Raw genomic sequence first — 21,940 nt, forward strand, 5'->3', positions numbered from 1 at the left:
GTTTTGGTTGATTATGAAATATTATGACAATACCAATTAGTTCCCGATGCTTATTGCTTCAGGCCACCACCAATTTGTATTTGTATATCTTCGTGTCATTATTACACAAATTTATAAAAAAAAATAAATAAGCAAACTTTTTGTGACAAAAAAACAAAAATTCACCTTATTTCTTAATCATTTAATAAATCAGGACGTCTTTCTTGCGTTCTTTTTAACTGTTGTTCATCTTTCCATTCAGCGATTTTTGCCTCGTGACCACTGAGGAGAATATCAGGTACTTTGTGGCCTTTCCAGTCTGCAGGGCGTGTATAGATAGGCGCATCTAGTAATCCATCCTGAAAAGAATCTGAAAGCGCGGATGTCTCATCCGACAAAACTCCGGGAATCAGACGGATAACAGCATCTGTAACAATCGCCGCTGGAAGCTCACCTCCGGACAGTACATAATCACCGACTGAGATCTCTTTTGTTACATAAATATCACGGATACGTTGATCTATTCCCTTGTAATGCCCACAGAGAATCATCATATTTCCCTTTGTAGATAATCCATTCGCAATATCCTGATTGAATGTTTCACCGTCGGGAGTCATGTAAATGATCTCATCGTATTCCCGTTCAGCTTGCAATTGCTCTATACACTTGGCAAAGGGTTCTATTTGAAGGACCATGCCCGATCCGCCACCGTACGGATAATCATCGACACTTTTGTGTTTATTTGTTGAATAGTCTCTTAAATTGTGGACATATATTTCAGCCAAGCCTTTGTTCTTTGCTCGTTGCAAAATAGAGTGTGCAAATGGACTTTCCAAGAGGTCAGGTAAGACCGTAATAATATCAAAACGCATGGGGCAAAGATACACAAAAATGCACCATTGTCTATTTATAAGATTGATTCGCTTATCTTTGTGCCAAAATTAAGTGTATATACAGTGATTGACGTAAATAATATTTCTGTTTCCTTTGGGGGAACAACTCTTTTTTCAGATGTATCTTTCTCCATCAATGAGAATGATAAGATCGCATTGATGGGTAAAAATGGTGCCGGTAAATCCACCTTACTGAAAATTATCGCTGGAGTGGGTAAACCTACTACAGGTAATGTTGCTGGTCCGAAAGATGCCATTATAGCCTATTTACCGCAACATTTGTTAACAGAGGATAACGTGACTGTTTTTGAAGAAACATCAAAGGCTTTCGAAGAAGTCTATGGTATGCGTGATGAGTTGGAAAACCTGAATGAGCAATTAAATATCCGTACAGACTATGAGTCTGACGATTATATGCAATTGATCGAACGTGTATCCGAATTAAGTGAAAAGTTCTATTCGATTGAGGAAGTTAACTATGATGCAGAAGTTGAAAAGGTCCTGAAGGGGCTCGGTTTTGAGCGTTCGGATTTTACAAGACAGACTTCTGAGTTTTCCGGTGGTTGGCGGATGCGTATCGAATTAGCTAAAATATTATTGAAAAAGCCCGATTTGATTTTATTGGATGAGCCAACCAACCACATGGATATCGAGAGTATTCAATGGCTGGAAGATTTCTTGGTCAATTCGGCTAAAGCAGTTATCGTTATTTCGCACGACAGGGCATTTGTCGACAATATCACCAATCGGACCATCGAGGTGACGATGGGAAGGATTTATGATTATCGTGCCAAGTATAGTCATTACTTGGAATTACGTCAGGAGCGTCGCCAGCATCAGCTAAAAGCGTATGAAGAGCAGCAACGCTTTATTGCGGACAATCAGGAGTTTATCGATCGTTTCAGAGGTACCTATTCTAAAACATTGCAGGTGCAATCACGGGTAAAGATGTTGGAGAAATTGGAAATCATTGAGATCGACGAGGTAGATACTTCCGCACTGCGTCTTAAATTCCCACCATCCCCGCGCTCGGGTCAATATCCTGTTATCGTTGAGGATCTAACCAAGGTTTATGATGAACACGTCGTATTTCAAAAAGCAAATATGGTCATCGAACGTGGTGAAAAGGTCGCTTTTGTCGGGAAGAACGGTGAGGGTAAATCGACCATGATCAAAGCAATTATGGGGGAAATCGATTTCGAAGGCACGTTGAAAGTAGGGCACAATGCAAAAATTGGGTACTTTGCACAAAATCAGGCCGCATTACTTGATGGAGAGATGACCGTTTTTGATACCATTGATCAAATCGCTGTAGGTGAAGTGCGTGTTAAAATGAAAGATCTTTTAGGAGCCTTTATGTTTAGTGGCGATGATACAACTAAAAAGGTGAAAGTGCTGTCCGGAGGAGAAAGAACACGTCTGGCGATGATAAAATTGTTGTTGGAACCGGTAAATGTATTGATTCTCGATGAGCCGACAAACCATTTGGACATGAAAACAAAGGACATTATCAAAGATGCTTTGAAAGATTTCGATGGTACGCTGATCCTTGTTTCACACGACCGTGACTTTTTGGATGGTTTGGCAGAGAAAGTCTTTGAATTCGGAAATAAACGCGTACGGGAGCATTTTGAAGATATTAAAGGTTTCTTGGAATACAAGAAGATGAGTAGCTTGAAGGATATTGAACGTTAGCATCTAAATAAACGTAGTATAAAACCCAATAGGGGATTCAGTTATTAAAAGCGGCTTTTTTATATAAAAGCCGCTTTTTTGCGTTTTAAATTAAGATTAATCGAATCTTCAAGCTTTTTTTTCTTAATCCCAAAGCGTGTGAAAGATACCTTCCCGATCAATACGTTCATAGGTATGTGCACCAAAATAGTCTCGTTGTGCTTGTATAATATTTGTAGGTAATTTTTCCGATCGATAGGCATCAAAATAAGAGAGTGCGTTTACGTATCCGGATACGGGTATCCCGTTTGCGATAGCATCTTTCAATACCTCGCGAAGGCTGGCCTGCGTGCTCAGCAACTTTTGTGCAATGGTGTTATCGAGTAGGATATTACACAAGTCAGGATTAGCCGCATAGGCTTTTCTAAAATCCTCGAGCAAAGCCGCGCGAATAATGCAGCCGCCTCGCCAGACTTTGGTTACCACCTGTAAATCTAACTCATAGCTATAGCTTTCCGATGCAACAGTAAGCTGTGCCAAACCTTGCGCATAGGTCGTGATGATCACAAAGTACAATGCATTTTTTAAGCGAGAAATGAGTGTTGCTGCGGGGAGATCAACCGCTTGTCCATCCCATTGAAGTAATTTTGCCGCCTCCAAACGTTCAGGTTTGTATTTGGACATATCGCGCATATTGACCGCTGCATCAATCACCGGAACTGGCACCTGTAGATCCATCGCATTTTGCGAAGTCCATTTACCCGTTCCTTTTGATCTTGCCCAATCTGAAATCAGGTCCACCAAATACTGGTCACCTTCTTTTTTCTTTAGAATCTGAGCGGTAATCTCAAGCAAGAATGAGTTTAGTTCGCCCTTGTTCCATTCTTCGAAGGTCTGCTGTATGGTTTGGGTGTCAAAACCATATAATCTTTTCATCAGGTCATAGGTCTCTGCAATTAACTGCATGATACCATATTCGATACCGTTATGCACCATCTTTACATAATTTCCGGCCGACCCGTTGCCTAAAAATTCTACACAGGGTTCGCCGATTACCTTGGCCGAAACTGCCTCAAATATTGGCCTTAGTCTTTCGTATGCCTTTCTGTCGCCACCGGGCATCAAGCTTGGCCCGCGACGAGCGCCACTTTCTCCTCCCGATATGCCCATTCCGAAGAAATGTATACCCATAGCGGAAAGCTCATTAAACCTTCTGTCTGTATCCGCGAAGTACGTGTTTCCGCCGTCGATGATGATATCTCCTTTATTCAAAAGCGGAACAAGGCTGGCAATTGCCATATCAACCGGCTTTCCGGCCGGCACCAATAGCATAATTGCTCTGGGTTGTTGCAAAGCCCCGATAAACTCTTCTACTTGGGTCGTCACTTTGATGCGATGTCCTTCGCTTGCTTCAGCTTCCAATGACTCCGCTTTCTGTGGGTCTAGGTCTAGTCCTGCTACTGCGAAACCGTTGTCGGCGATGTTCAGCAATAAATTACGTCCCATTACGCCGAGCCCAACTATTCCAAAATCGTAGTTATTATTTTTATCTCTACTCATCGTTTAATGCTGTTTTTCTAAGATGAAATTTACCATTTTTGTTTATACTATGAAAGACAATTATCAGCAGATCGGTATGTGGCACTTCTCTCGCTTCAATTAGTTTGCTGGTATTGAGCCTTTTGTTGTAAACCAACAGATAATCCGTATATTGAGCTCTCCTAAACATCAATTTTATTTATGATCATTGGATTAGACATTGGGACATCATCTGCGAAAGCTGTTGCATTTGACTACGAAGGTAACATCTTATGCCAGCATAGTGTACCTTATCCTATATTAAACCCGTCGGAAGGCTGGTACGAGCAAGATCCTGAGATTGTTTATGCAGCATGTATTGAGTCTATTCGGTATGTAATGATTAACTTAAGGCAATCTCGTGCAGAGATACCGAAACCCGAATGTATTTCGGTGAGCAGTGCTATGCACGGACTGATCGCTGTTGACTCGGCGGGGCAGCCACTTAGCAATTGCATTATATGGGCAGATCGCAGAAGCGAGCATATTGCGGTTGCCTTGGAAGCAAGCGAGGCGGGCAGGTTGCTTTATCAGCAGACGGGTACACCAATACATCCCATGTCTTTGCTTTGCAAATTAATGTGGATAAAGTCCAACGATCAAAAATTATTTGCGCAGTCGCACAAGTTTATCGGTATCAAAGAATTTCTTTTTTACCGGCTCTTTGGAGTTTACGTGGTCGATCATTCCATCGCATCTGCAACAGGGCTTTTCGACATACATCACCTAACATGGTCTGATCAGGCGTTAAGCTTGGCAGGTATATCGGAAGAGCAACTAGCATCTCCAGTTCCGGTCGATTATATTTTAAATATGCCTTGCCAAAAAATTGCGGCCTTGATGCAGATCCCTGAAGATACCCCTTTTGTTATAGGTGGTAGCGATGGTTGTTTGGCTAATCTTGGGGTAGGGGCTATAAGTCCCGGAGTGGCTTCGGTAACAATCGGTACCAGTGGGGCTATTCGCGTAGCAAGTTCGCAGGCAAATCAAGAAAAAAAACAAAGACTATTTACATACCTGCTGAGACCAAATGAATATATAATTGGTGGTGCGGTTAACAATGGCGGTGTATTACGCAACTGGTTTCGAGACAACTTTTTGTGCGAATTTACCCAAATGCAAGCAGATGGAGATCCTTCTGCGGCGTTAAATGCTTTGGTCGACTCCGTCGTTCCCGGGGCGGAGGGCTTGATATTCTTGCCCTATCTAACTGGTGAACGGGCACCACATTGGAATTCCAATGCAAAAGGCGTTTATTTTGGAATACAGTTGCATCATGGCAGGGCGCACTTTGCGCGTGCCATGATGGAAGGGATGTTGTTTGCAATTTACAGTGTAGGACTCGCATTAGAGGAGAACACCGGTCCCATTCATACGATCTTTGCAAGCGGCGGCTTAGCGCGTTCATCGTTGTTGGTGCAGATGCTTGCAGACATTTTCAATAAACCTGTATTTACCAAAAATACAGTAGAAAGCTCTGCTTGGGGAGCAGCCTTGATAGGCTTGGAAGCATTGGGTATACAGGGAGGTGGTCCTACTATAAAAAACAAACAAACGGAAGGAAAGCAAGATACCGAGCACTGTTATAAACCGAGTGCGGAGAATCACGCTGTATATATTAGAAACTTCCAAAAATTTGAACGCCTGTACCATTTATTGGAAGGTGAGTTTTAACTAGATATAAATTATTATGCCTCTAATCATCGTTATTTTGGGAGTAGCTTTACTACTTCTTTTAGTCACTGTCGTTCGGTTAAATACGATCTTTTCATTACTGATAACCTCTGTTGCGGTCGGTTTTGCGATGAATATGAGTGCCGTCGATATCCTTAAATCTGTTGAAACTGGAGTGAGTACCACTATGGGCCAGTTGGCACTATTGTTGGCTTTCGGGGCTCTACTGGGGAAATTGATGGCGGAGGGTGGTGCTGCAGAAAAGATTACAACGGTACTAACGGCTGTATTTGGCAAAAAGAACTTACCTTGGGCAATGGTTCTCACGGGCTTTTTAGTAGGAATTCCCTTATTCTACAATGTCGGTTTTATCGTCTTAGTACCATTCGTTTTCATGGTATGTGCTTCCAATAAAATGCCCTTGCTTTACGTCGCTATTCCGTTGCTGGCAGCGCTGTCCGTGACACACGGTTATTTGCCTCCACATCCGGGAGCTACCGCCATAGCGCTTACCTACAAAGCGGATATAGGTTTAACAATGGTGTATGGCATTATTGTGGCAATTCCTGCGATAATTATCGGTGGACCGCTCTTTGGCAGGATGCTTAAGCGTATTCCGACCAACCCACCCACTGAGTTTTTTCCTGAACACAATCAAGCAGATCGAAAAGAGCTCCCCGGATTTGCAATTAGTATATTTACGGGGCTTTTTCCAATAATTTTAATTGCTTTTGGTTCATTTTCCCATCTAATATTTCCAGAAGGCTCCTCTTGGCTGAAGGCACTACGTTTCTTGGGTGACCCGGTGGTGGCTTTAATGATTGCATCGCTAATGGCGATGTACACAATGGGTATCCGCCAAGGCAAAAGTTTGCGGGAGCAGTCAGCAAGTGTGGAAGAAGCAATCCGCGGGATAATGATGATCCTTTTTATCATTGCAGCATCAGGCGCTTTCAAGCAAATTTTGGTAGATAGTGGTGTAGCGAACTACATCGCTGACCTAACCGCAGACCTGAGCCTGTCGCCTCTTGTGCTAGCATGGTTAATAGCCGGTATCATTCGCCTAGTTATCGGTTCGGCTAGTGTTGCTGGGCTCACGGCAGCGGGCATTATGCTTCCCATTGTGCAGGCAGGAGAGGTTACTCCTGAATTAATGGTGCTAGCGACGGGAGCGGGTAGTCTCATGTTCTCACACGTCAACGATCCGGGGTTTTGGATGTTTAAATCTTATTTTGGAGTGAGCATGAAGGATACGTTTCGCTCATGGACGGTGATGGAAACGCTCGTTTCTGTTATTGGATTGATCGGTGTCTTGATTTTACACTGGCTTGGCCATTGACAGCGAATGAGAAAGTTTCATATTGCTAGGATACATTAATAGGACAAAGCGTCTTAAACGAATATTGAATTATATAGGCCCATAATCGGTTGATTATGGGCTTTTTTTTGATGAAAACCTTTGTTTGATTTTTTTTTCTTAATATCGTGACAATGAGCCAAATTTTGTTGTTCTAAAACTATGCAGAGATTACATCGTTTTTATATTTTTTTATTGATTTGGGTAGGAAGCTGCCTCCCCGGGCTGTCAGCTTTCGGGCAATTTATCGCCTATACCGTCGACAATTTGCCAAGCCCCAAATTACAGGGACAGGATTATTTTGTCTCCAATCCTGATGGGATTCTATCCTCGGGTACAGTGACCGAATTAGATGGCTTATCGACGCAGATTGAGGCTGCTACAAAAGGTGAATTTGCAATCGTTGTTGTGAATGATTATGTTGGCGACAGTGATTTCGAATTTGCCCTAAAATTATTCAATACCTGGGGTGTCGGTAAGAAGGAAAGTAACAATGGGCTTTTGTTGTTTATTGCTAAAGACCGGCATGAATACCGTTTTATTACAGGGTATGGTATGGAAAGTATTTTGCCCGATGCTTATTTAAAACGTATTGGCGAAAAATATCTCGTACCCAATTTTAGGAATGAAGATTACGACCGCGGTGTTACGGAGGCCGCAGAATTTATTAAGACAATTCTTACCTCACCGGATAGTAAGGCGGAGCTGGAACGCTTGATGCCAGAGGCAACGCCGGTCTGGAGTTTTAAAAGTCCTATTCTGCGAAATTCTCTGTTGGTTTTAGGTTTATTTGCGATCTGTTATATCTGGTTGGGCGAGGTGACGCGAGCGATCAAAGGAAAGTTGACCAAAAAAAGTAAATATTTTCCGCCTTTAGTCAGTGGATGCGGCTGTATGGGGATATTAATGTTTATCTCGGTGTTTATCTGTGCATTTGCCCTCAATAATTTTGAGGAGGTCTATCAGTGGAAAAATCTACCTTATTTTATAGTTGTTTTTGGTAGTATTACCCTGGCCATGAAATACAATGCAAGCCGCACGCAAATTGTTAATTCCTATCAGGATGAGGAAAATATTCAAAAGGCTCTACGTAAATTTCGTGTCTGGGGTTTGGTTCCGCTATTACTGAGTCCATTGGCGCTATTTGATCTCATTGGATTAAACAAGCGCATTCGGAAGAATCAACTTCGATTGATGCCGCCAGATCAATCTGGTCGTTGGTTGCGCATGAATAAGGATGATGTATCTACCCTTGAAAGTGCGTACCTGGATAAGGGGCAGCTTTTGGAGGAAAAAATCGGTAGTCGTTCGTATGAAATCTGGATAGATCAGGCGACCAATGAAACAAAGCTGGTTCCCTGGGACGAGAATGTTGGGTTCAGTGAATGTCCTGCATGTCATTATAGAACTTTTGAGACTGGACGTACCAAGACGATACGTGCAGCAACTTATAGTTCGCAGGGATTGGAGGAACGCTTTGACTTATGTAAGAATTGTGGACATCGGGTATCTCATGGTGAACACTCGACTCCAGTTAAAGTGCGCTCAACATCGAGTAGCTCTGGTGGAGGATCTAGCAGTAGTGGTGGCGGTGGAAGCTTTGGCGGCGGATCTTCTGGTGGGGGTGGTGCCGGTGGAAGATGGTAATCGGTAATTTAGGGCAAAAAAAAAGGTTTCCAAACGGGGAGAATGAAAACCTTAAATAACCAATTATAAACCTAAATTATGATGACACAAATATAGTGTATATATTACACTATGCAAATTTTTTTTTAAAAAAAAATGAAAAAATAAATTACAGCTAGCGCGAGATGATTTCTGTTTATAAATTAAAACCAAAATTTCAGCAGTTGCTGATGCCGATCTTGAACTTTTTACATAGAAAAAAGGTAACGGCAAACCAGATCACGATCGGATCTATTGTATTGTCTTTGATCATTGCTTTACTGTTTTGGTATGCTGATCGTTTCCCGATTTTCTTTTTGGCCCTGCCAATCGGATTGTTATTACGAATGGCCTTGAATGCCTTAGATGGCATGATGGCACGACTTTTTAATCAGACTAGCAAGACGGGCGAAGTATTGAACGAAGTCGGAGATATTGTTTCGGATGTCGTGCTATTTTTTCCTTTGCTGAAGTTTCATCCGGAAAGCATATATCTGATCGTCGCTTTTATCGTATTAAGTGTTGTGAATGAATTTTGTGGATTGATCGGGAAGGTGATTGCCAATGATCGTCGTTACGATGGGCCGATGGGTAAAAGTGATCGTGCTTTGCTGTTGGCGGTATATGGAATTTTAGCATTATTGCATATTTCCATGGTTACTGTTTCAGGTTATATTTTTGGTGTTTTGTGCTTACTCTTACTTTTGAGTTCGGTAACTCGATTGAGAAAGGCTTTGGCACATGGCTGATGCCAATAGCAAGTTCGCAGATGTTCCTGTTCGTGTTAGAAGCTGGGGATATATTGTCTTGGTACTGGCGGTTGCCTTCGTTCCTGCAACATTATCACCCTTGTTTGTGGCCTGGATAACCTTTCAAGGGATGCGCGAGTTTGCTCGTATGTTTATCCCTGAAGGTAAGATGCAACCACTGGTGTTTCTTTGCATGGCATTGTTGCAAGCATTGCTCCTATACTTTTGTTCCTATCGAGCATATCTATTGTTGGCTAGCGTCTTGTGTTTGGGGACTGCTTTGTTTTTCAAATATGGTTTAAAGGTTAAGAAGGGAGCTGTATTTGGGCTGTTTTTGGGCGCGGTAGCTTGTTTGCTAGCATTTAGCCATTTAGCTTTTATCCGATCCATTAAAATGGATGGCAACGCGTTCCTAGGACTAAAATTAATCGGATATATTGTTGTGCTAACGGAACTGAATGATGTCTTTCAATACCTGATGGGCAAGTTTTTTGGCAAACGTAAAATCGTTCCGCGTATTAGTCCAAATAAGACAATTGCGGGATGTGTGGGCGGTATCAGCTTAACAATTATATTGAGTAATTTATTGGGCTATTTTTTACTGCCATTTCAGAATTTTCTATACTTTTCGTTGTTCGGTTTGTTTTTCGGTATTTTGGGATTCTGGGGAGATGTCCTTTTTTCCTATCTGAAAAGAAAGACAGGAGTAAAAGATACTGGGACATTAATTCCTGGGCATGGTGGTTTATTGGATCGTATCGATAGTCTGATCTTCAATGCGCCACTGTTTTATGCTTTGATTATCCTGTTGTTGGGGAATTAATAGAATTTGATGAATGTGGTAGTGAGAAGGCTAACTAAAATTTCAATCTGATGGCTTATCAACGTGCTGTTTTATTTTCGGGGGGTGGAACCCGGTTCAGTCTATATCTTGGTATGTATGCTGCGTTAGATGAGCTGGGTTTAAAACCAGATCTGCTTATCGCAAGCTGTGGTGGTTCAATGGCAGTGGCTGTTATACAGGCCTTTGCTACACATGAAGCTCGCAAGTCCTATCTGCAATCAGACGAGTTTTATCAGTTTTTCCTGCATCATCGGCTTACAGAACAGCGTCGTTTGGGGAGACTGGGCGTGTATGTTTTGAAAAAACAGTTTAACAGAAAACGGGCACCCTTTATTGAGGATGTTTTTAATCGCTATCTTGTCCATATGGAACAGGATCTTTCCTTACTATTGCCTACATTGGATAGACCATTCTCAGCAGCAATTCCAGCACTTGTGGTCGGCGCTAAAGTGCTGTTCAGTCCGTCTGAAGTTGGGCAGCGGCGTGGGGACCGGAAACTATATCAAAAGATGTTGATGGGAACTCAGGATGTATTGGCAAACGTGCCCGTTGAGGCAATAGGAATTTCGGATAGTAATTACGAGCATAGTGCAGTGGCTAAAGCGGTTCATTTGAGTGCTGAGTTTTCTGTGCTACAGGCGGCCCGTATTTCGATGTCCGATATGTTTTATATTGAGCCTGTATGCTCCAATAAAACCTATTACGCGGGTGGAGCAATTGATCTTGTTCCAATGGAGCTAGCAAAGGCGCTTGCTCAAAACATCATATGTGAGCATAAACAACCTTATAAACCGCAAGAAGAAGCGTTGGTTCGGGCAGTATTAGGCTTTAGCGGAAATAAACGATTAACAGATTTGGGACAGCAGTTTCCGTATGCACATTGGATTGATACACAGGATGCCGCGGAACAATTAGCTGGGAAATACTGTAAAAAAGGAATTGATTGGTCTAAATTTGAAGTTACGCTGTCTTTGCCGATTGATCAACAAGAATTTGCTGAAGCGATGGAAGCGCAATGGAACTATGGCTATGAGGTGACATTAAATTCATTGAAATGAAAGTATTTATTGCCGGTGGTACAAGTGGAATAGGCCTTGCTTTGGCCAAGCGTTATCTTGAGCGAGGAGCCGAGGTAGCGGTATGTGGGCGTGATTTGACGAAAATGTCAGCATATTCCTGGGGACATAGCATCAGAAGTTTTGAAGTCGATGTATGTCAATTGGGCAGCCTGCAAAATGCGGTCAGTTCATTTTGTGCACATATGCCTTTAGATCTCTTTATCAATTGTACAGGGAGTTACGCGGATGACGTTGCTCAACAAATAAGCTATCAGGAAGCGGTGGCTATGCTCCAGATCAATATCATGGGCACTTTAAATTGTTTTGAAGCGGCAAGAACTGCTATGCAAGGTCAGTCGGGAGGACAAATTGCAATCGTTGCATCAGTTTCGGGAACGCTCCATTTTCCCAATTCAAGCCTATATAGTAAGACAAAGCGTGCTGCAATCCAAGTGGCTGATGCGTATCGTAGGGCACTCTATCCGTATGGAATTGCGGTTACTGTTATTGCTCCGGGCTATGTTGATACGGAAAAATTGAGAGCGCTCAATAAGCAAGATTTGTCTAAAAAGCCATTCTTAATCCCTGTAGACGATGCAGCACAGCGTATAATGACAGCTATCGAACAGAAGAAGAAGCAAGTCGTTTTTCCGAAGCGTATGAAGTGGTTGATGGCATCTCTGGGACTACTTCCAAATATCGTGTTGAATAAAATTATGTCAAGGAAGGCCAAATGGATGAAAAACGATTGAAAAATAGGGGGCTGCAATTTGCTGTTTTCCTTTATTGTGCGCTATTTTTTCAGTTGACTTATTCTGCTGCTGCGGTCCATGCTGCAAATCAGGCTACTGTATCTTCGTTTGTGTTTCCTTTTGAACACTTTATGCCGTTCGTTTCTTGGATGATTATCCCCTACATGAGTAGCGGTTTGTTCTTCGCTGTGGTTCCTTTCTGTTGTCGAAGTCGAGAAGAGCTTTGGGTCTATACGAAGCGTTTCAGTTTCATTACAATCGTCTCTATTTGTTGTTTTTTTATTTTTCCCTTGCGATTTTCTTTTGATAGGCCTAGCGTTGAGCATCCTGTTTTTAAATCCTTCTTCACCTTTTTAAATAAGCATGACTCTCCATTTAATCAAGCACCTTCGCTGCATGTGGCGTATGCATGTCTGTTTTGGTCTGTGCTCGGTAGGCCGCTAAAAGGCTGGATACGCTGGGTAGTGGGGATTTGGCTGCTATTCATGGGGATTGCTACACTCACCGTTTATCAGCACCATCTGGTGGATGTGTTGACCGCGTTGATTCTGGCTCATGTTGGATTTGTCCTATTCCCATCTCCATCGGAATTGCTTCATGACAGCGCTTTATCGAGGCTAAAGGCGGGGGATTTGCCCTTTTTGGCCGGTACCGAAAAGATGAAATTAGACGAAAAGGGGAAATTAGACTTGGAGGCCGAGGTTTGTCGTAGAAACCATGGAATTGGCAACGTTTACTACGCTATCGGCTGGTGTTTACTGTTACTGGCATTATGGGGCGGGACTCATGCATTTGGATTATATCTTTTGTGTTGGCCATCCTTAGTCTGTATTGCGGTAGGAAGAAATTATGTTATCAATAATCCAACGTTTCTGAAAAATGAAAAAGGTTGGATACCCGGCTTTAAGAAATTGTTTTATAGCCCATACCAATGGATTTATTGGTTGTTATGGCGATTCGTAAGACGTCGTAATAATCCGCCATTGCTTGAGATTTTACCGCGTTGTTATGTAGGCCCGAGGACGACAGCAGGAGATCTCCATGTGCTTGGTCTGAAGCATCTGGTTGTTTTTGACCTGGCTGCAGAATTGGAAGAAATAGCGATCCTACATGTACAGGAAAACTATCATTCATTTCCATTGTTGGATATAGCGGCAATTACACTGGCTGATGCCGAAAGGATATTGGCTGCGCTCGTCATCCGTTATCAGCAATTGAAGCGAGGTGAAAATATGATTATACATTGTACAATGGGCTACAGCAGGAGTATGATTTTTGCTGTTCTATTGTCACAAAAAATATTATCTTTAGATTTAATGGATGCTATAGATTTGGTTAAATCTCATAATAAACATCTTGTATTGCATAAACATGCACTTAAGTTGATGAAGGTGCTAGTCGAGAGAAATAGCTAGACGGTCATTTGCATGATCTTTGTTGTTAAATATACTATTTGATATTAGTCAGTAAAATTATACATGAAATCAGGTTACTTCAAGAGTTTTGATCAAGGGGAGTTATTATATCGCGTCTGGAATTATCAGGCTGGACAGCGGGCATTGATTGTACTGCACCGTGGGCATGAGCATTCGGAACGTCTGCAGGAGATGGCTACGGATCCACAGTTTGCCGATCATTCAATCTTTGCATTTGATTTGCGCGGACATGGTTATACGAAAGAACCAGTTTCACCGATCTTTATGGATTATGTGCGGGATCTAGATAGTTTCGTTCATTATATAGGCCGTGAATATTTGGTTGATTCGAAAGACATTTTCGTTATCGCCAATAGTATTGCAGGAGTTGTTGTCAGTGCCTGGGTACATGATTTTGCTCCTAAAGTCGCAGGTATTGCATTGTTGGCACCTGCATTTGAAATTAAATTATATGTGCCCTTGGCAAATCAGATGATTGCTTTGGGAACAAAGCTAAAAAAAGATCTGATTATCCAGAGTTATGTCAAATCTAAAGTGTTGACTCACGATATAGACCAGCAGAAGGCTTACGATGCCGATCCTTTGATTTCCAAATCTATCAATGGCGCTTTGTTGGTTGATCTATTAAAAGCTGGCGAGCGTATCGTTGAAGACGCTACGGCGATTGATATTCCTGTGATTGTCCTTTCTGCTGAAAAAGATTATGTGGTCAAAAATTCGGTGCAGAAAAAATTCTTTGTGACAATTGCTTCAAAATTGAAGACCTTTATTACATTACGTAATTTCTACCATGGGATTCTATTTGAAACAAACCGGCAAAAGGTGTACCAGTATCTGCGAAACTTTATCGACAAGGCCTATGCCCGACAAAGTCCTGAGCTGACGCTTGAACCCGATGAGTTTTCGGTGAAAGAGTATGAACAATTATACCATAAGTTACTTCCTGCGGGTGAAAAATTGAATTATGCGGTCCAGAAATGGGCATTGGGTAAAATAGGTTCCTTAAGTAAAGGAATGAATTTAGGCCTGCAGTTTGGATTTGATTCTGGGATATCGCTGGATTACGTCTATCGCAATGAATCGCAGGGTAAAAACCGCTTTGGCCGCATCCTCGACCGTGGTTATCTGGAGGCCATCGGCTGGAAAGGAATTCGCATTCGAAAACAACACTTGTTACAGTTGCTGGAAGAGCATATAACAAAAGTTAAAGCTGCTGGGAAAACCGTTAAGATATTGGACATTGCGGGTGGGACCGGAAATTACTTATTTGATATTAAAGAAAAATATCCCGAGGCCGAAATCGTGATTAATGAATTCCTGTTGTCAAATATTGCGGTAGGAGAGAAGATTATCCGTAGAAACGGATTGCAGGGAATACGATTTACCAACTACGATTGTTTTGATCCAGCTACCTATTCCAAACTGGAATTCAAGCCTAACATTGTTATTATCTCAGGTATCTTTGAACTTTTTGGTGATAACGAAATGGCAAGTAGAGCTGTAAAAGGTGCAACTTCGATTTGTGAAGAAAGCAGTCATTTGGTTTATACTGGACAGCCATGGCATCCACAGTTAAAGATGATTGCTTACGTGTTAAACAGTCATCAGAAAAAAGACTGGGTGATGCGCCGTCGTTCGCAGAAAGAATTAGACCGTCTGATGGCCTACAATGGAGTCGTTAAGGAACGTATGCTGATCGACGACTTTGGCATATTTACAGTTTCTTCGGGGGCTGTGAAGGGCGGATAATTGTAAAAGATTGAAAAGCTCATAGCCTAGTAGTATTTTCTTTAATCTTACTCTCAATATTTTTTAATCTTATAACAAACTCAATAAAAAGTTCCCATTTTGGGAACTTTTTATTGAAATAGCTTTGATTTTGCTTATCTCAGGTTTTTTTAAATGGAGGTAAGTAAAATGGATATCCGGTTCTTATATTCTCTGATCTCCTGAACAATATGTTCCAAATTTCCATTGAAGTCCATGATGCTTATATAAATTGGCGTGTAGCCGATTTTGAAGATTTAGATGAAGATACATTGCGTATGAAACGTCACATTCCAGATATGGTGGAACTTGAACGTTTATTGGACATTGCTAAGATAGCCTTCGCGCAGAAGATGGCCGTATTATTTGGTTCTAATGAAATAGTATAATAGAGTGCAAAACAATTATGGAAACGAAATATCACACTAAATATCCTGATGAGGGTGATCATATCATCGAATGTCAGCAAGAAGAACTAAATGTATAGCCGAATGTTAAATATAGATTTGCTGTTTTCATTATATAGTAAATTACTTGAATTGATATTCTGTCAATCGTTGCTCTCCAAACTTCTTTAAAATATTTTGTTCAACAGCCCATTTTAGATCCCTGCTTGCAGTGGGAGCGGAAATATTCTTAAAATTTTGTAGATAGTCTTTTCGATGAAATTTATTTTGACCGATTTTCTCTTTAAACAGACTTATTCTGTCTTCTAAACGAAGTGTTTTATTTTGAGCTTGTAAAAGTTCTTCTAAAGCGGTCAGAATAATCCCAAGCATGAACTCAATAAATGGTGTTGAGCTACCCTCTTTGTCCGACTCTGAGAGCTTTGCGTAATACGCATCTTGCTTTTGTTTGATTAGGCTCTCAATGGGTAAAAACTCAAAAACAGGATATCGCTGCATTAAAATCAATGTTTGCCATAATCTCCCCATTCTGCCGTTGCCGTCGATAAACGGATGTATAAATTCAAATTCATAATGGAATACACAACTTTTGATTAGAATTAAATCTGCGTCTTTTTTTAGATAAGCAAAAAGATCTTTCATCAAACCTTTAACCATTGTCCCACTTGGGGCAATATGTTTTACCTTTGAACCTTTTACAATACCCACATTCGTAGTTCTTAATTTTCCTGCATTATCGATCAACCCATTCATCAGGAGAGAATGAGCCTTTTCTAAATTTTTTAATTCATAAGGATTAAAATCATTTAATTTGTCATAAACTTTTATAGCATTTTGTACCTCTAAAATATCCTTTTTGGGTGCAATAATTCTTTTATTTTCTAATAATGCGGTAATTTGTTCCTCAGTTAACGTGTTACCTTCGATTTCTAAAGACGATTGAATCGTTTTTATACGGTTCTTTTTTCGTAGCTCCGTGGTGGGTTTATATAAATGAGCAGCATTAATTTCTCCTATTCTTTCTGAAATAGAACTAACTAATTTTAAAGTTTCACTTGTAATAATATACGGTGGTTTCATTATGATGATACTATCATTTGATACTATCAAAGATAATCATTAATCAACCTAAAAATAGCTAATGCTTAAAAAATATTTGACAGTACTCGTATCAGAAATACTGCTATTCCAGCTGAATAGACAGGTAAAGTCCACTGGAATAGCAATGTTAAATATTAGTTCTTATAAGCACGAATGGCCTGTATGATACCCTCTAGATTTTCGTTAAAGTCCTGCATCTGTGCAAACACCTTATCATCTTTGGCCAAACCACCATGTTTATTGTTTTTGCGGAAGATTTGTTTGATGTGTTCCCAGCGATCTTGTTCCACATTGTTTATCAATCCGGCGAGTTCTTTCAATTTTAGAAGATTACTTTCTGTATCGGCAGTAAGGGTTTGTGACTCGCTTTCATAATGTGCGAGGAGAACTTGATCGATTTCCTGATCGTTCATCATGGGTACGATCTGCGCAATGAGCTTGCTCATATTCCGGTAGGATCCTTGCATTTTGAACGGCGGTTCTGTTCGGTAATTGTCCTGCATGGCCGCACTTTGAATATAATTTTGATTGACCTTGATGACAACATTTCTGATCTTTAATACATGTTTTAATACCGTTATAAAATCATCGATATCTTGCTTCAGGTAATTGCCTTCTAAATCGGGAAGTTGGTCTACCACCGATTGCGCGTAGTTCACTAAAGCATAAAAGTCGTTGAAGGATTTGCTTGCTATTTTTTCAAGGTAGCTGTTTTCAATTGCCGCATTTTCGATCAAGCTTAGATTGAATAGTGCTTCGGTATCACCGATCACATCCCCTAGATTGTAGACATCGGCACGGTTGGCAAGCATATCTGGAATCTGAAATTTGGACCCGCTTTCTGTATAGGGGTTTCCAGCCATTACGATGCAGAATCTTTTCCCGCGCAAATCATATGTTTTACTCTCGCCTTCAAAAATACCGTCGATCTTACGTTGCCCGTCAGCCAATGAAATAAATTTCTGTAGGAATTCAGGATTCAAATGTTGGATATCATCGAGGTAGAGCATCACATTGTCGGCCATTTCAAAGGCAAGATTAATCTTCTTAAGTTCCTCACGTTCCCCGGAAGTTTTCGCCTCCACAGGATCAATTGAAGTAATGGAATGCCCAATTGTAGGTCCGTTGATTTTTACAAAATGTAATCCCATGGTTTTCGCGAGGTATTCCATTAATGTTGTCTTTCCGTAACCTGGTGGAGAAATGAGGAGAAGCATACCCATTCTGGCGGTACGTTTATTGTCGCCAGCTGCCCCAAGTTGTTTAGCCAGGTTATTTCCGATCAATGGAAAGTAAACTTCGTTGATCAACTTATTTCGGACAAAAGATGTTAAGACTTTTGGTTCAAATTCTCCGATTTTCAGATCTTTGGCATATGTTTTTCCAAGCTGCTCCTTCAAAGAAGCGAATTCTTGAAAACGAGGGGCATTCAATTCGGTAAATGTCTTCAACCTACGCAGAAATTGATGGTATTGAATCTGTTCTTCTCCATTGTTCAAGATCGGATGATTTCCCTTTAATCCCTGGATGAGGGCATTGTCTTTGGCGATGATCAATTGGTATTCATCTTTTGGATAAAGAAGTGTGACTGCAGTTTCCTCAATGTACTTGTGGAAAGCCTGGTAGTCACTGTTCTCGTCGATAAAAGAATTTAGCCAATTTAAAGTCAAATAGAAACGGTCTACGAGGCTAAATTGTGTATGCTGAATATCTGCTTCAAAGAGTTTGAAACTCTTTTTGTTTTCCAATAGCCTGATGAAAGCCTTCTTCAGTTCATCCGATTGCTCACTGACGACAAACTTGCTGTAGCTTGTGAAAGTCTGGAAAAGATAGCTCGCGATCTCCTCTCCATTAATTGTCGAGCGATCCAAATGAGTGTCCCAATTGTTAAATAATTTTGTGAGTTCGTCAACGACAGATTGGTAGCGTGTGGAATTTGGAAATGCTTTTAATACGGCGTGTGTAGACTGGATCAACGCTTTCTGTTTTTCCTGTTGGTCTTGGGCCAGTGAATGCCAAAACAACTGCGCCATAGCACGCAAATGAGCATCGTAACGTAAAAGATCAAGCTTGCTGTCTAGCTGTTTGATGGTATCATAGATTACCAGGGCATCAAAATTATGCACTCCTTTGACATAACCTTCCGAATAACTTTGCTCGACAGTCTGATTGATAAACAGGTTGGCATCAAAATCGTGCTGTCCTTTAGAAGCAAGGAATGTTTTATAAGCGAGATATTCAGCTCGGTATACATCTTTGTTTTCGGAAACCAGTTCCTGATCCCAAATATCTCTAAAGTTTTCTATTTCGGAACCTTTGACTTTTTGATAGAAGCTCGTTCCGGTAAGATGGAAGTATATTTCGTCATTTTTGCGTACGAGCGTTAAACTGAGTGACTGACTATTGACGGCAAATTTATGCTTACCAAGAGCAATAATGTTCTCTCCATCTACAAAAAGATCATTCTTGTCACGTAAAACGCGTAATGCATCCTCTTGAGATTTTTTGAGTAGGTTTTCAAGATTTTCAGCTTTTGAAACATCACTGAGCGTTTTCAGTTCTTGCACAAGTTGTCTGATTTTGTCAATCATCAAATCTGAAGCAAAGAAACTTAGGATTTCCTCACGCGTTGCAAATGTCTTTGACTTGTTTTCGATATTCTTTAATACACGAAGGCCAATTTGTTCGAGTGAAGAGCTTCGTTTGTTGATCTGTTCAACGATTTGCTCTCTGCGGGAATTAAATGCTTTGATGATTTCATCGCGCTTATCTGCTATCTTCAGGGCGAAGTCCTCAAATTCTGAGAACTTACTTTCAAGTTCTTCCAGTTGAACAATGACCTTGGTATAATACTCGTCTACTTTTTCTGTTGTCGTAGAGAGTTCAAGGTAGTTGGTGACAGACTGCTCCAGTAATGTAAGTTGGGCAGAAAATTCTGCAATGGCTTCCGTACTTTTTAATGAATTGAGTTTGCGTGTAAGCTGCGACCGGACTTCATTCAAGGAAGAGAAAATAACAGCTATCTTTTCGATAATTTTGGTGGTTTGAGTGGAGTCGTCGATTTTTAAACTGTTTAGAATATCGATCAACAGCTCCAGCTCGCTCGATATAGCCGAATTGGCTTCCTCGATCGCCTTAGCGTCATAGACTTTGATAATTGCAGCAACATTGTTTTTCTGTTGCTCCACTTTCTGCTCATAGGGTTCTAAAGCCTCGTCGCGAAGTAAGAAGGCAATTGTCTTTTCGGCGAGTTCGGTGGTGATTGACTGTAGTTTATCGAGTAAAGCATCGATGCGGACTACATCAATATATTTGACATTTTTGAGGTCAATGATTTCGCCTTGTAAACGACGTGAATCTGCCAGTTGATGAACAAGTTGATCAAGCTTCTCGACTACTGTACTATTGATGGAAAAGTTAAGCTCCTCCATTTTCTTCTCGGCACTGCTATTGAGCTCTGTGGCGTATTTACGTTGGGCTTGGACCTTAACAAATTCGTCAATTGCTGTATTGGCGACCTCCTTGATCTGTGCCAGTGGCTGCCCAAGATTTGACAAGGCTTCATCCTTTATCCAAAAATAGGAGTCAAGTAGGACAGTCGATTTTTTGAGTATATCCTCGTAAAGGCCTTCATAACTGTCTTCTTTGTTGATGAGCTGTATGACTTCTTGTGCTTCGGCCATGGCTTGTACGATCTGTTTATTGCCGACCTTATAAAGCGGATCGTCTTTTTTTAGCTCATTTTCTTTGAGTACGGCCATGTAAGGGGTTTCCCAGATCTGAACCTGATGATGCCTTGTTGCTTCGGCCTCTGTGTGAAAGTAAATTAAACTACCGTCTTTGAAAAGGGTGAAGCCATTGCAGATGATCGGAGTTTCGACATGCTGCTGAATGATGTTATAAGACAGTAAGATGTAGGTATTCGTTTCCTCCTGACAAAAGATATAGAGAAAGTCTTCGCCGTTTGGTGATGCTATGCGTCTAAGGAAACTAACCTGGTCAAACTGGACGTCAAAGATTTTATGGGTGCCATTCTGCAGGTAGTATCCGTTAGAAAAAATGATTCCTTGACTATCGGGTAGTAGAATGGCTGATTCATTAAGTGATTTAAGGTTCACAACTTCTTTTGTCCGTTGGTTAAAGACAAATGCACGGAAATCTTCTTGATACGGTTTAATGCGAACGGCAATCAAATTGCCAAGGTCTGCATAATAGTAATCCGCATCATCCAGTTGTTGGTCTGCGTTTGAAACTTTTTCGGAGAAGATTCCTTTTCCCGTATCGGTATTGTTTTCAATTTTGAAAGTAATATCGCCATTGATCGCTTCTATAAAGATCTTGTCCTTAATGGAAATGTGCGGGTGTTTTCCGAGGCGACGGTCTTCTAAGGTTGTTTTTGTCCAGTCAAACTCAAACTGATTAGGCAATTTAACCTCATGAATGCTGCGGTCGTCCTGATATTGGAGCGTTCCGTCTTTAATCAACCACTTGAATGCCTTCAGGTCAGCAGGATTTTTGCTGGTCTGAAAGATCATATAAAGATAGTTTTCCGTACGTCGAAACTTGGAAAAGATCGAGTCGCGATAGTATTTATATAAATTTTGGTAATCGCCAATGAAATTAGGATCATTGATCAGATCGAGCGATTGTGGGATAAACTGATTGTTTTCGAACGTATATACACTGAAAACATCTTCGAGTTTAATTTCGGTACGTAACCCAAAATGGACGTTATAACCGAATATACATAGATTGTCCAGGGCTAAAATACCGCGAGCAACACAGTTATTTTCTGTGGTGATCCGTTGGTTGGCCTTGAGTATAAAACTTGTCGCATTAAAGACTTCCTTGCGGGCATTATTTAGTTGCTGGAGTTTGATAGAAAGCTCTTCTTTTTGTGTAAGAAGTCGCTTCCGAATAATCTCGTATGCACCTTGATCAAGGGAGTCGTTCTGATTTGTTACGTTTTCTTCTGGCATAAAACTGAGCTTTATCGACTTTGTATA

At 41.0% G+C, this 21,940-nt stretch carries 15 protein-coding genes; 10 read left to right on the forward strand and 5 right to left on the reverse strand.

Annotated elements, in window-relative coordinates; all coding sequences use genetic code 11:
* Positions 1-173: 173 nt before the first annotated feature.
* Positions 174-851, reverse strand: coding sequence for a tRNA (guanosine(37)-N1)-methyltransferase TrmD (gene trmD / locus B4N43_RS00675; protein ID WP_286732302.1), 678 nt, complete (start codon positions 849-851; stop codon positions 174-176).
* 84 nt (positions 852-935) lie between these two features.
* Here trmD and B4N43_RS00680 point away from each other — a divergent pair, with 84 nt between their 5' ends.
* Positions 936-2,567 carry an ABC-F family ATP-binding cassette domain-containing protein gene (locus tag B4N43_RS00680; RefSeq protein WP_075994613.1) on the forward strand — a complete coding sequence of 544 codons (1,632 nt, stop codon included), beginning with the start codon at positions 936-938 and terminating at the stop codon, positions 2,565-2,567.
* Positions 2,568-2,690: 123 nt separating this feature from the next.
* On the opposite strand, the gene gndA is transcribed toward B4N43_RS00680, so the two are convergent.
* Positions 2,691-4,106 carry an NADP-dependent phosphogluconate dehydrogenase gene (gndA, locus tag B4N43_RS00685; protein WP_286732305.1) on the reverse strand — a complete coding sequence of 472 codons (1,416 nt, stop codon included), beginning with the start codon at positions 4,104-4,106 and terminating at the stop codon, positions 2,691-2,693.
* Positions 4,099-4,275, reverse strand: coding sequence for a hypothetical protein (locus B4N43_RS00690; RefSeq protein WP_286732306.1), 177 nt, complete (start codon positions 4,273-4,275; stop codon positions 4,099-4,101). Before B4N43_RS00690 ends, gndA begins: the two co-directional genes overlap by 8 nt.
* A gap of 11 nt (positions 4,276-4,286) precedes the next feature.
* On the opposite strand from B4N43_RS00690, the gene B4N43_RS00695 reads away from it, so the two are divergent.
* The 9 genes from B4N43_RS00695 to B4N43_RS00735 all read left to right on the forward strand — a co-directional run bounded on the left by B4N43_RS00695 (position 4,287) and on the right by B4N43_RS00735 (position 15,408).
* Positions 4,287-5,798: a gluconokinase gene (locus tag B4N43_RS00695; protein ID WP_286732308.1), complete on the forward strand. Its 1,512-nt coding sequence runs from the start codon at positions 4,287-4,289 to the stop codon at positions 5,796-5,798.
* Between the two features lie 16 nt (positions 5,799-5,814).
* Positions 5,815-7,137, forward strand: a complete 1,323-nt coding sequence (locus tag B4N43_RS00700; protein WP_286732310.1) for a gluconate:H+ symporter — start codon at positions 5,815-5,817, stop codon at positions 7,135-7,137.
* 180 nt (positions 7,138-7,317) lie between these two features.
* Positions 7,318-8,802, forward strand: a complete 1,485-nt coding sequence (locus tag B4N43_RS00705) for a TPM domain-containing protein (protein ID WP_286732312.1) — start codon at positions 7,318-7,320, stop codon at positions 8,800-8,802.
* 164 nt (positions 8,803-8,966) lie between these two features.
* The gene (locus tag B4N43_RS00710) at positions 8,967-9,569 is read left to right on the forward strand and encodes a CDP-alcohol phosphatidyltransferase family protein (RefSeq protein WP_286732313.1); all 603 of its coding nucleotides are present in this window, start codon (positions 8,967-8,969) and stop codon (positions 9,567-9,569) included.
* Positions 9,562-10,392 carry a phosphatidate cytidylyltransferase gene (locus B4N43_RS00715; protein ID WP_286732315.1) on the forward strand — a complete coding sequence of 277 codons (831 nt, stop codon included), beginning with the start codon at positions 9,562-9,564 and terminating at the stop codon, positions 10,390-10,392. The genes B4N43_RS00710 and B4N43_RS00715 overlap by 8 nt, the downstream gene beginning before the upstream one ends.
* Positions 10,393-10,442: 50 nt before the next feature.
* On the forward strand, positions 10,443-11,471 hold the full coding sequence (locus B4N43_RS00720) for a patatin-like phospholipase family protein (RefSeq protein ID WP_286732317.1): 1,029 nt from the start codon (positions 10,443-10,445) through the stop codon (positions 11,469-11,471).
* Positions 11,468-12,223, forward strand: coding sequence for an SDR family NAD(P)-dependent oxidoreductase (locus B4N43_RS00725; RefSeq protein ID WP_088160054.1), 756 nt, complete (start codon positions 11,468-11,470; stop codon positions 12,221-12,223). Before B4N43_RS00720 ends, B4N43_RS00725 begins: the two co-directional genes overlap by 4 nt.
* The gene (locus B4N43_RS00730) at positions 12,205-13,638 is read left to right on the forward strand and encodes a phosphatase PAP2 family protein (protein WP_286732319.1); all 1,434 of its coding nucleotides are present in this window, start codon (positions 12,205-12,207) and stop codon (positions 13,636-13,638) included. Before B4N43_RS00725 ends, B4N43_RS00730 begins: the two co-directional genes overlap by 19 nt.
* Before the next feature lie 63 nt (positions 13,639-13,701).
* Positions 13,702-15,408 carry a bifunctional alpha/beta hydrolase/class I SAM-dependent methyltransferase gene (locus B4N43_RS00735; RefSeq protein ID WP_145327188.1) on the forward strand — a complete coding sequence of 569 codons (1,707 nt, stop codon included), beginning with the start codon at positions 13,702-13,704 and terminating at the stop codon, positions 15,406-15,408.
* A gap of 548 nt (positions 15,409-15,956) precedes the next feature.
* Here the strand turns inward: B4N43_RS00735 and B4N43_RS00740 are convergent.
* Positions 15,957-16,913: a Fic family protein gene (locus B4N43_RS00740; RefSeq protein WP_286732321.1), complete on the reverse strand. Its 957-nt coding sequence runs from the start codon at positions 16,911-16,913 to the stop codon at positions 15,957-15,959.
* Positions 16,914-17,068: 155 nt separating this feature from the next.
* A complete protein-coding gene (locus B4N43_RS00745; RefSeq protein ID WP_286732323.1) occupies positions 17,069-21,913 on the reverse strand; it encodes a DNA repair ATPase in 4,845 nt (1,614 codons plus the stop codon).
* Positions 21,914-21,940 lie beyond the last annotated feature (27 nt).

This window comes from Sphingobacterium sp. UBA1897, from assembly GCF_002337775.1.
In the GTDB taxonomy this organism is placed as follows: Bacteria; Bacteroidota; Bacteroidia; order Sphingobacteriales; family Sphingobacteriaceae; genus Sphingobacterium; species Sphingobacterium siyangense.

Coding starts and splice junctions, on each gene's coding strand:
- trmD (WP_286732302.1), bottom strand. CDS start 851: ATGCGTTTTGATATTATTACGGTCTTACCTGACCTCTTGGAAAGTCCA.
- gndA (WP_286732305.1), bottom strand. CDS start 4,106: ATGAGTAGAGATAAAAATAATAACTACGATTTTGGAATAGTTGGGCTC.
- B4N43_RS00690 (WP_286732306.1), bottom strand. CDS start 4,275: ATGTTTAGGAGAGCTCAATATACGGATTATCTGTTGGTTTACAACAAA.
- B4N43_RS00695 (WP_286732308.1), top strand. CDS start 4,287: ATGATCATTGGATTAGACATTGGGACATCATCTGCGAAAGCTGTTGCA.
- B4N43_RS00700 (WP_286732310.1), top strand. CDS start 5,815: ATGCCTCTAATCATCGTTATTTTGGGAGTAGCTTTACTACTTCTTTTA.
- B4N43_RS00705 (WP_286732312.1), top strand. CDS start 7,318: ATGCAGAGATTACATCGTTTTTATATTTTTTTATTGATTTGGGTAGGA.
- B4N43_RS00710 (WP_286732313.1), top strand. CDS start 8,967: ATGATTTCTGTTTATAAATTAAAACCAAAATTTCAGCAGTTGCTGATG.
- B4N43_RS00715 (WP_286732315.1), top strand. CDS start 9,562: ATGGCTGATGCCAATAGCAAGTTCGCAGATGTTCCTGTTCGTGTTAGA.
- B4N43_RS00720 (WP_286732317.1), top strand. CDS start 10,443: ATGGCTTATCAACGTGCTGTTTTATTTTCGGGGGGTGGAACCCGGTTC.
- B4N43_RS00725 (WP_088160054.1), top strand. CDS start 11,468: ATGAAAGTATTTATTGCCGGTGGTACAAGTGGAATAGGCCTTGCTTTG.
- B4N43_RS00730 (WP_286732319.1), top strand. CDS start 12,205: ATGGATGAAAAACGATTGAAAAATAGGGGGCTGCAATTTGCTGTTTTC.
- B4N43_RS00735 (WP_145327188.1), top strand. CDS start 13,702: ATGAAATCAGGTTACTTCAAGAGTTTTGATCAAGGGGAGTTATTATAT.
- B4N43_RS00740 (WP_286732321.1), bottom strand. CDS start 16,913: ATGAAACCACCGTATATTATTACAAGTGAAACTTTAAAATTAGTTAGT.
- B4N43_RS00745 (WP_286732323.1), bottom strand. CDS start 21,913: ATGCCAGAAGAAAACGTAACAAATCAGAACGACTCCCTTGATCAAGGT.